This window comes from Senegalimassilia sp., assembly GCF_977052095.1.
Map to the genome: position 1 here is coordinate 23,438 of NZ_CDRSTZ010000019.1, position 10,587 is coordinate 34,024.

Annotated in this window: 8 protein-coding genes; all 8 read left to right on the plus strand. The window is 64.8% G+C overall.

Annotated features, from left to right (window positions below; genetic code table 11):
* Positions 1 to 54 precede the first annotated feature (54 nt).
* On the plus strand, positions 55 to 234 hold the full coding sequence (gene rpmF, locus ACWI6D_RS05270; protein ID WP_129424380.1) for a 50S ribosomal protein L32: 180 nt from the start codon (positions 55 to 57) through the stop codon (positions 232 to 234).
* A gap of 117 nt (positions 235 to 351) precedes the next feature.
* Complete coding sequence (plsX, locus tag ACWI6D_RS05275; RefSeq protein ID WP_288284558.1) at positions 352 to 1,368, plus strand: phosphate acyltransferase PlsX; 1,017 nt, start codon at positions 352 to 354, stop codon at positions 1,366 to 1,368.
* A gap of 76 nt (positions 1,369 to 1,444) precedes the next feature.
* Complete coding sequence (gene rnc, locus ACWI6D_RS05280; RefSeq protein ID WP_449133927.1) at positions 1,445 to 2,290, plus strand: ribonuclease III; 846 nt, start codon at positions 1,445 to 1,447, stop codon at positions 2,288 to 2,290.
* A gap of 3 nt (positions 2,291 to 2,293) precedes the next feature.
* Positions 2,294 to 5,848, plus strand: a complete 3,555-nt coding sequence (smc, locus tag ACWI6D_RS05285; protein ID WP_449133928.1) for a chromosome segregation protein SMC — start codon at positions 2,294 to 2,296, stop codon at positions 5,846 to 5,848.
* A gap of 236 nt (positions 5,849 to 6,084) precedes the next feature.
* Positions 6,085 to 7,011 (plus strand): signal recognition particle-docking protein FtsY, encoded by a 927-nt coding sequence (gene ftsY, locus ACWI6D_RS05290; RefSeq protein WP_449133929.1) that lies wholly within the window; start codon positions 6,085 to 6,087, stop codon positions 7,009 to 7,011.
* A gap of 1 nt (position 7,012) precedes the next feature.
* A complete protein-coding gene (locus ACWI6D_RS05295) occupies positions 7,013 to 8,014 on the plus strand; it encodes an MBL fold metallo-hydrolase (RefSeq protein WP_449133930.1) in 1,002 nt (333 codons plus the stop codon).
* 287 nt (positions 8,015 to 8,301) lie between these two features.
* Positions 8,302 to 9,720, plus strand: a complete 1,419-nt coding sequence (ffh, locus tag ACWI6D_RS05300; protein WP_449133931.1) for a signal recognition particle protein — start codon at positions 8,302 to 8,304, stop codon at positions 9,718 to 9,720.
* 243 nt (positions 9,721 to 9,963) lie between these two features.
* Positions 9,964 to 10,470, plus strand: coding sequence for an N-acetyltransferase family protein (locus ACWI6D_RS05305; RefSeq protein WP_449133932.1), 507 nt, complete (start codon positions 9,964 to 9,966; stop codon positions 10,468 to 10,470).
* The last annotated feature ends 117 nt before the right edge of the window (positions 10,471 to 10,587 follow it).

The following is a 10,587-nucleotide window of genomic DNA, read 5'->3' on the forward strand; positions in this document are numbered from 1 at the left end:
CCAAGCGAACGAGCGAGCGCCCAGCGCGCCCGACATAAAGCAAGGAGATAGATCATGGCAGTACCTAAGCAAAAAATGGGCCGCGCCCGCACTCATTCCCGTCGTTCCGCTAACGACAAAATCGCAGCCCCTTCCCGTTCCATCTGCCCGCAGTGCGGCGAGGCTAAGCTTCCGCATCGCGTGTGCCCGAACTGCGGTTTCTACAAGAACCGCGAGGTCATCGAGACGGAGTAACTCCGTCGGAGCGTGATTTAGCATTCGAGTGAGCCTCTCTTGCGCCCTAGCGCCGGGGAGGCTTTCTTGCGTTTGGCAGGCGGGCTGTGCACCCGCAACCCTGAAGGAGGAAGTTGCATGAGCCAGAAGGTGACCATTGCCGTCGACGCCATGGGCGGCGACCATGCTCCCGACGTGGTGCTTGAAGGTGTGGCGGCCGCGCTTGCCGCCGACGCGGATATCTCGGTGGTGCTGTGCGGCCCGAAGGCCGTCGTCGAGCCGTTTGCCGCGTCGCACGAGCGTTGCCGCGCGCAGGTGACCACGCAGGTCATCGACATGGCCGAGCACCCCGCCCGAGCCGTTCGCAAGAAGAAAGACTCGTCGCTGGTGGTGGGCTGCCGCCTGGTGAAAGAAGGCGCCGCGCAAGGCTTTTTCTCCGCCGGCTCCACCGGCGCGTGCCTGGCGGCCGGAACGCTGGTCATGGGCCGCATCAAGGGCGTGTCGCGCCCGTGCCTAGCCACAGTGGTGCCGTCTCCCGTGCGTCCCATCATCATGTGCGACGTGGGGGCGAACGCAGACTGCAAACCCGACTACCTGGTGCAGTTCGCCCAGATGGGAAGCGTGTACGCGCAGAAGATCTTCGGGTACGAAAAGCCTAGCGTGGCGCTTTTGAACATCGGCGAGGAGGACACGAAGGGCAGCCAGTTCGCCCAAGACGCCCATCAGCTGCTGCGCCGTCGCGTGCCGAACTTCGTGGGCAACTGCGAGGGGCGCGACGTGCTTGCCGCAACGTACGATGTGGTGGTTACCGACGGCTTCACGGGCAACGTGTGCCTGAAAACCATCGAGGGCGCGGCGAAAGTGCTGTTCGGCGCTGTGAAAGACGCCATGATGTCGTCCACGAAGGCGAAAATCGGCGCGCTGTGCGTCAAAGACAGCCTGCGCGGCCTGAAAGACGTCGTGTCGCCCGACACATATGGCGGCGCGCCTTTGCTCGGCGTGCGCGGCGCGTGCATCGTCGGTCACGGCAGCTCGAACGCCACGGCTATCAAAAACGGCGTGCTTACCACGGCGCGCGTTGTTCGCCAAGGTGTTTCTGAAATAATCGAGCACATGGTAGCCAAGGGAAACGACTCGGATACAATTACTCACTAATATGATGACGCGCCTCGCGCATGCGTTACCGTATGAGGGGCAAACGGATAGCAAAACGTTTTAGGTTCGAGGGCTTATGAACTTAACTGCTGAACAATCAGAAAAGCTTGAGCGCGCCGAGGAAATCCTCGGGTACACGTTCAAGGAAAAGCAATTCATCTTGTCGGCCATCACGCACCCTTCGGCCACGGAAGGCCGTTCGGTGCGTTATTCCTACGAACGCCTGGAGTTTTTGGGCGATTCGGTGCTGGGCGCCATTGTGGCCGACGCCGCGTTCGAGCGCTTCCACGAACTTGACGAAGGCGGCCTTACGCGCATCAAAGTGGCGTTGGTGTCGGGCGCAAGCCTGTCCGATGTGGCCTCTGGCCTGGGCTTTGCCGACATCATCGTGTTCGGTTCGTCCGAAACGGGCACGGGCAAGCGCGGCCTGCATTCGGCGCTTGAAAACGTGTACGAGGCCGTTGTCGCCGCGCTGTATTTGGACGGCGGAACGGACGTCGCGCGCGATTTCATCTACCGAACGCTTATCCCGCGCATGTCCGAGGAGCTGGCGTTAGAGCCGGAAAACCCGAAGAGCGCGCTGCAGGAAAAGCTGCAGGAAGACGGCATCACGCCCACGTATAAGCTGGTGGAAACGCAGGGCCCGCCGCACGACCGCACGTTCGTGGCGCAGGTGTTCGCCGGCAATCAGGGGCTTGCGCGCGGCACGGGCCGCACGAAGAAGGAAGCCGAAAGCCAGGCGGCGAAAAGCACGCTCGCGCGGCTCGGCGAGTTTTTCGGTTTGGGCATGGACGATACGGCCCGCGCCGAGAAGGCCGCCGCTGCCAAGCTGGCCAAGGCGGAAAAAGCCGCCGCGAAAGCTGAGGAAAAGGCGCGCAAGAAGCACGAGAAAGAGCGCCACAAGCAGCTGAAGCAAGGGTAAGCCGTGTACCTGAAATCGCTGGTGCTCAAGGGCTTCAAGTCGTTTGCTGACCGAAGCGCCCTTTCCATGGAGCCAGGCATCACGGCCATCGTGGGCCCGAACGGTTCCGGTAAATCGAATATCTCCGACGCCGTGTTATGGGTGCTAGGCGAACGCAACGCCAAGCACCTGCGCGGCGCTTCCATGGAAGACGTCATCTTTGCAGGCTCGTCGGCCCGAAAGGCCACGGGCCTTGCCGAGGTTGAGCTGGTGCTCGACAATTCCGACGGCAAGCTGCCCGTGGAATTCGACGAAGTGTCCATCGCGCGCCGCATGTACCGCACGGGCGAAAGCGAGTACCTGATCAACGGGTCGCTGGCCCGCCGCATGGACGTGCTGGACATCCTGCACGATTCGGGCCTGGGCACGGGCACGCATTCCATCATCAGCCAGGGCAGCCTGGACTCCATCTTGCAATCGAAGCCGGAAGACCGCCGCGCGCTCATCGAGGAAGCGGCTGGCGTGCTCAAGCACAAGCAGCGCAAGGCGAAAAGCGAGCGCAAGCTTGCCGCCATGGACTCCACGCTTGCGCGCGTGCGCGACGTGGTGGGCGAGGTTGAGCGCCAGCTGGGCCCGCTTGAGCGCAAGGCGAAGAAGGCGCGTGCCTACCAGGAGCTTTCCGCGCAGCTGACCGATGTCAGCCTGGCGCTTGCCGTGGACGATCTGCGCGCGCTGCGCCGCAGCTGGGATAGCGCGTGCGCGCAAGAGCAGCAGCTGGTGGCCGACCTGCAGGTTCGCCATCAGGCCATTTCGGCGGCAGAATCCGAGGCCGAGGCGCTGCAGGAGCAGATTCGCCGCGAAACGCAGCAGGCGGGCGACCTGTCGAAGCGCTATCAGCGCGCATCGGCGGTGGTCGAGCGCTTCGATGGCGCTACGTTGCTGCTGCACGAGAAGCGCCGCGCCGCGCAAAGCTACGAGGCCGATATGCGCGTGTCGCTAGAGTCGGGGCGCGCCAAGCGCGCGGCGGCCGTGGAGGAGCGCGATCAGGCGCAAGCGCAGCTTGCCGCCGTGCGCCGCGACTTGGAGGCTGCGCAGAACAAGGTGGCGCAGCTTGAGGCCGATCGCAAGCAGAATGCCGACGAGCGCCGCAACGTGGAAGGAGAGCTTGACCGCTTGGAGCGGCAACGTCGCGACCACGAACGCCAGGAGCAGGACGCGCGGCGTCGGTTGACGCAAACGCAGGAGGCGTTGGCGAACGGCTTGGCGCACGCGAAGCTGGTGGAAGGGCGCGCGAAAGAGCTGGAGCTGGCGCTGGCGCATGCCGAGGAGCAGGCGCAAAAGCTTGAAGACAACCGCCGGGCGGCGGCCGAGGCGCTTGAGGGTGTGCAGGCCGCCGAGGCCGCGGCGCGCGCACGCGTGGCCGGCGCCATGAAGGAGCGCGATGCCGCGCGTTCCCAGGTTGACGCGGCGCATCGCCAGGTAGCAACGCTTGAAAGCCGCATTTCCGCGCTTGAAGAGGTGGAACGCACGTCGGCAGCCGCCGGCCCGGCGCGCGGGTGGCTGGTGAAGCACGCCGAGCTGTCGGGGCAGGTGCTCGACCCGCTGTCGCACGCCGTGCGCGCGCAGGAGGGCTTCGAGGGCCTGGTGGAGGCGCTGCTTGGCGCCGACGTTGCGGCGCTGATGGTGCAGCGCGCCGACCAGGCGGGCCAGCTTGCGCGCACGCTGTTGGAGTCGGGCCAGGCCGGCGAAGTGGTGCTGCTGCCGCGGCAAGGCATGCAGGCGGCCGTTTCCGCCCGCGATGCTGCTGCAGCTTGCGGTGGGCGTGCGCTGGTGGATGCGCTTACCTATGGGCAGGAAAATGCGCCCGCCGTCGAGGCGCTGCTCGGCGACGTGGTGGTGTGCGAGAACCTTGACGCGGCCATTGCCGCGCATGCGGGCTGCACGGCGCCCGTACGCTTCGTGACGCCCGATGGCTGCATCGTGTGGCCTTCCGGCAAGCTGACGGTGGGCGCAGCATGCGCCGGCGGCGAGGGCGTGCTTGCCCGCGCGCGCCAGCTTGACGAATCGCGTCAGGAACTGGTGGGCGCGAAGGTCGCGCACGCGCAGGCGCAGGAAGCGGAGCGCACGGCCGAGGAAGCGCTGCGGCAGGCCCAGGCCGAAAGCCTGCAGCTGTCGCAGAAGCTTGCCGAGCAGCGCGGCAACACGCAGGCCGCCCAAACGGAGGCTAAGCGTGCCGCCGACGCGCTCAGCTCGTGCCGCCGCGAGTTCGCCGACGTGGAGCGCCAGCGCCAGCAGGCCGACAAGACGGTGGCCGAGGCGCGCCCCACGGTGGAGAAGCTTGAAGCGCAGCTTGCCGAGCTTGCTGCCGCGGCCGAGCGTCGCGCCGCGCGCACCGAAGAGCTCAACGAGCAGGTGGTTCCGCTGCGCAAAGCTGCGGCGCAGCTGCGCGATAGCTTGTCGGAAGCGAAGCTTTCCGCGGCCACGCTGCGCGAGCGCGACACGTACACGTCGCGCATCGTGTCGGCGCGCTCGCGCGACGTGGAATCGGTCGACGCCGCCGAGGCCGACCAGCGTCGCCAGCTTGCGCGCAAGATCGTGGCGCGCCAGCGCATTGCGCCGCTGCTGGCGCTCATCGACGAGCTGTCGGCATCGGCCCGTCGTCGCACGCGCGCACTCGAAGAGCAGGCGCAGGCGGCGCAGGATTCGTCGTCGGGCCTGCATACCCAGGTCAACGCCGCGCGCGAGGCCGCCAAGGCCGCGCACGAGGCCTACGACGGCGTGAACGCGCAGCTGTCGGCCGCGCGCGTGGAGAAAGGCCGCCTTGAGGTGCAGGTCGACGCCGCCGTGAACACCATCGTGCAGGACATGGGCGTGCCGCTTGACCACGCGCTTGAGCTTGACCCGCTCGAGGATCGCGGGCAGGCCGAGGACGCTGCGTTCAAGCTGAAGCGCCGCATCGCGAACATGGGCGCCATCAACCCCGATGCCGCTGCCGAATACGACGAGGTGCGCGCCCGCTACGACTATCTGGCCGCGCAGCTTGCCGACCTTGACGGCGCGCGCCGCAGCCTGGCGAAGATCGTGCGCGTGATCGATGCGCGCATGAAAGACGACTTCGTCACCACGTTCGAGCAGGTCAACGATAACTTCCGCAGCATCTTCGCCACGTTGTTCCCCGGAGGTTCGGCCGAGCTCATCCTCACCGATCCCGACGACGTGGAGAACACGGGCGTGGAGGTGAACGCGCAGCCGGCGGGCAAGCGCATCACGAAGATGATGCTCATGTCCGGCGGCGAGAAATCGCTCACGGCGCTGGCGCTGCTGTTCGCGGTGTACCGCATCCGCAGCGCGCCGTTCTACATCCTCGACGAGGTGGAGGCGGCCCTTGACGACAGCAACCTGCGGCGCCTGACGGCTTATCTGCAGTCTATCCGCAGCGACACGCAGCTCATCATGATCACGCACCAGCGCCGCACCATGGAGATGTCCGACGTGCTGTTCGGCGTGTCCATGCAAAAAGACGGCGTCACAAAAGTCATCAGCCAAAAACTCGACCGAGCCCTGCAATACGCCGAATAAAGAAAGCCCCGCCGTGGGGCTTTCGCTGCTTCAAGGCCGCAAGCGTAAAGCGCCTGTTAGCGGCGCTCGATAAATTCGTGTGCGTTTTCCCTGCTCGTGCGCTTATTGCGTCAACGGGTTATACTTTGTTGCGAAACAAATGCGGGCGCGCGCCCGCAAGTGGCCACGCGGGCGAAAGGTGAGCGCCCGGCGCAGCCGCTTCTCGGTTAAGGGATCATCACAGCAAAGGAACCACCATGGGATTTTTCGACCGCATCAGCCAAGGCTTGCAGCGCTCGCGCAACAAGTTCAAGGAAGAGATGAACGTCCTGCTTGATCGCGGGCCCAATCTTGACGAGGAATTCTGGGACGGTCTGGAAGAAACGCTTATCCTGGCCGACATCGGCGGCGCGGCGGCGTGCGACATCGTCGAGCGCCTGCGCGAGCAGGCAACGCGCAAGGCGTTGCCCGATGCCTACGCCGTGCTCGACATGCTCAACGACCAGATTGCCGAAACGTTCACCGAAGGCGGGCAGGAAATCTTGGGCGGCGATCCGGCGTGCGTGCTGTTCGTCGGCATCAACGGCACGGGCAAAACCACCACGGTGGGCAAGCTTTCCAAGGAAGCGCACGACGCAGGCCGCAAGGTCATCTTGGGCAGCGCCGACACGTTCCGCGCCGCGGCCATCGAGCAGCTGGAGGTGTGGGCGCGCCGCGCCGACGTGGAGATGGTCACGCGCGAGCGCGGTGCCGACCCGGCCAGCGTGTGCTACGACACGCTCGAGCGCGCCGAGGCCGAAGGCGCCGATCTGGTGCTCATCGACACGGCCGGGCGCCTGCACACGTCGGCCGACCTCATGCGCGAGCTCACGAAAGTGGTGAACGTCGTGCGCAAGCGCTCGCAGCTGCCCGTGTACACGGTGCTCGTCATCGACGCCACCACCGGCCAAAACGGTCTGCAGCAGGCGCGCGAGTTCAACCGCGAGCTGGACCTGGACGCGCTCATCGTCACGAAGCTCGACGGCACGGCGAAGGGCGGCATCGCGCTGGCCGTCAGCCACGAGCTTGAGCTGCCCATCATCAAGATCGGCGTGGGCGAGGGCCTTGACGACCTGCGCGATTTCGACGCGCACGACTTCGCCCGTGCGCTGGTGGGCGACTTCGACGAACGCCAGGCGAGCTAGCATGGACGGCCGCATCGAGCAGGTTCACCAAAACCCCGACGTATACAAGATCGAGGTTCCTTTCGAGAACATCTCCACGTCGGCCACGAACTGCTACGTGGTCAAAGACGGCGACGATGCGCTGGTGGTGGACACGGGCGCGCCTACCGATGAAGGCGCCGCCGTGCTGTCGGCCGCGCTCGATGAGCTGGCCGTCGACCGCGACCGCGCGAAGTGGTTTCTCACGCATTTGCATATGGACCACGCAGGCCTGGTGGACCAGGTGGTGCCCGACGGCGGCTTTCTGCTAATCGGCGCCAACGAGGTTGCCGCGGTGCGCGCAAGCCGCACGGGCATGTTCCTGGAAACGCTGCGCCGCCTGTACCGCTGCCAGGGCGTGCCGCTGGCAAGCCTGTCGGTGGCCGCGCGCTTAGGCATCGAGGTGCAGATGTTCGACCCCGCGCGCCTGCGCACGCTTCTGCTGCACGACGGCGATACGGTAACGGTGGGCCGCTGGGAGTTTAAGGTTGTCGAAACGCCTGGCCACACGCCTGGTCACTTGTCGCTGTTCCATCCGGAAAGCCGCATTTTGTTCGGCGGCGACCACGCGCTGTTCGTCATCAGCCCCTCCATCGCGCTGTTCGCCGATGGTCAAGACGGCCTGCAAACGTACTTCGACAGCATGCAGAAGGTGCAAAACCTCGGCATCAGCCAGCTGTACCATTCGCACGGCCCCATCCGCGACGGCTTCGAGGAACGCTTCACGTGGCTGGTGGAGCACCACGAGGCGCGCCTTGCCGAAGCCGAAGGCATCATCGCGCGCATTCCGCACCTAACCGGCTACAAGATCATCCGCACGCTGAAGTGGAACGTGCCGTTCGACGAATGGGACGACATCCCCATCATGCAGCGATGGTGCATTCTCACGCAGGGCATCGTGTACCTGAACCACCTGGTGGCAACAGGCGGCATCGCCGCGAAGGACTACGGCGACGGCGTGCTGCTCTACGAATCCACGCAATAGCCGGCGTCGGACGCACCGCAGGTAACTGGCGCACTGACGCCGGGCAACAGCGGGGAAGAGGCGGTGGCTAGCAAGGTCAGGGCGGGGCCGCGCTTTCGCTACCTGGAGCTCCATCATCCCGGGCGTCTCTGCTCTCTCTTCGCGCTCACAAACACCCATCCCGAAGCGGGCCCTTATGGGCTCGCTTCGCTGTTTTTCCTGCCGGCCCGCTGCCGGTGGCCTTGTCCGCTATAATTCAAAAGATTGCAAAACCGAAAACCCACGTGACACGCAAGAAGAGGCGCTTCATGTTCGAGAACCTATCAGATCGCCTGCAAGGCATCTTCTCCGGCCTGCGCGGCAAAGGCCGCCTGACGGAAGACGACATCAACTCCGCCATGCGCGAGGTGCGCATGGCCATGCTGGAAGCCGACGTCAACTTCAAAGTGGTCAAGCAGTTCGTCGCGCGCACGAAGGAGCGTTGCCTGGACGCCGAGGTGCTCGACTCGCTGTCGCCCACGCAAAACGTCATCAAAATCGTCACCGACGAGCTCACGGAGCTGCTCGGCCGCACGGACAGCAAGCTGGTGCTGTCAAGCCGCATCCCGAACGTCATCATGCTCGTGGGCCTGCAAGGCTCGGGCAAAACCACGGCGGCGGCCAAGCTGGCCTACCGCCTGAAAGCCGAAGGTCACAGCCCGCTTCTTGCCGCGTGCGACGTGTACCGCCCCGCCGCTGCCGACCAGCTGGAAACGCTCGGCAATGAAATCGGCGTGCGCGTGTTCCGCGGCGATGGCAAAGACCCGGTGGCCATCGCCGAGGGCGGCATCAAGGACGCCATCGCGAACCTGCGCGACGTGGTCATCGTGGACACGGCGGGCCGTTTGCACGTCGACGAGCAGATGATGGAAGAGGCCCAGACCATCAAGCGCGCCGTCAAGCCCGACCAAATCCTCATGGTCGTCGACGCCATGACCGGCCAGGACGTCGTGAACGTGGCGGCCGCCTTCGCCGAGCGCGTCGATTTCGACGGCGTCATCATGTCGAAGATGGACGGCGACGCCCGCGGCGGCGGCGCGCTTTCCATCCGCGAGGTCACGGGCAAGCCCATCAAGTTCATCAGCGCTGGCGAAAAGCCCGACTCGCTGGAAGAATTCCATCCCGACCGCATGGCGCGCCGCATCCTGGGCATGGGCGACATGCTTTCGCTCATCGAGTCCGCCGTGAAGGTGCAGCAGGAAGAGGAAGAGAAGGCCGAGACCGAGCGTCTCATGAAAAGTCAGCTCAACCTCAACGACTTCATCACCATGAACCGCCAAATCCGCAAGATGGGCGGCGTGTCGAAGCTTATCGCGGCCCTGCCCGGCGGCGAGAAGGCACTCGGCCAAGGCCAGGTGGACGAGGGTGCGCTTGACCGCATGGAGGTCATCATCAACTCCATGACGAAGGCCGAGCGCGAAAAGCCCGAGCTCTTAAACGGCAGCCGCCGCGCCCGCATCGCCGCCGGCGCCGGCGTGCACGTCTCGGAAGTGAACCAGCTCATGAAAAAGTTCAACGAGACGAAGAAGATGATGAAGAAGATGATGCCCGCCGTAGAGGACATGGGCAACAAGAAGGGCAAAAAGGGCAAGAAAGGCAAGCGCCGCCGCATGGGCATCCCAGGTATGGGCGGCATGAGCATGTCCGATCTCAAGAAGATCCAAGACATGATGGGGGATGTGAAGTAGTTCCGGCAAGCGGAACCGCTCGACGCTGCGGCCACCTGTGGCACGCCGCCTGGACCTTCAACTGCGCGAGCATGGCCCAAAGGCCTATGCTCGTTTGTTTCAGGCCCACGCGACGCACTACAGGCGCCCTCGCTGACTTTGACTGCACATCGGCGTTTTTGTTTGCCGGTAGGTTTTTGACTGTACATCGACGTTATCAAACGAGCGTCCGTAGGGGATGGGCGCTTGGAGAAAGGGGAAGCTATGGAGTTGCAGATTCGTCCGTATCAGGCCGACGACATCAAGGCCATGGTGCGCATTTGGAACGAGGTTGTGGAAGCGGGCGATGCGTTCCCGCAGGTCACACCTCTGACGGAGCAAAATGCCGACGAGTTTTTCTCCGCGCAAACCGCCACGATGGTGGCCGACGTGAACGGCATCATCTTCGGCATGTACATCCTGCGCCCGAACAGCATCGGGCGCTGCGCGCACATCGCCAACGCCAGCTTCGCCGTGGCCAGCGCCTCGCGCGGGCTTGGCCTTGGCCGCAAGCTGGTGGAGAACTGCATCGAAACGTGCGGCAAGAAGGGTTTCCGCGGCCTGCAGTTCAACGCCGTGGTGGCCTCTAACGCTAGCGCGCAGCACCTCTACGAGTCCATCGGCTTCACGAAGGTGGGCAAGATCCCGGGCGGTTTCATCAACGGCCTGGGCGGCTACGAGGACATCTTCATCTACTACATCGACACGCTTGACGCCTCGCAGCCCTGCTGAGGTTGACGGCGCCGCCGGGTGCGGCCGTGCGCGCCGCGGGCGCGGATGCATGCGGCGCGGTTCGCTTTATTCGTGAACACCTGGTGATAACGAAAGCGAAGGCTTGTCAGATTGCCG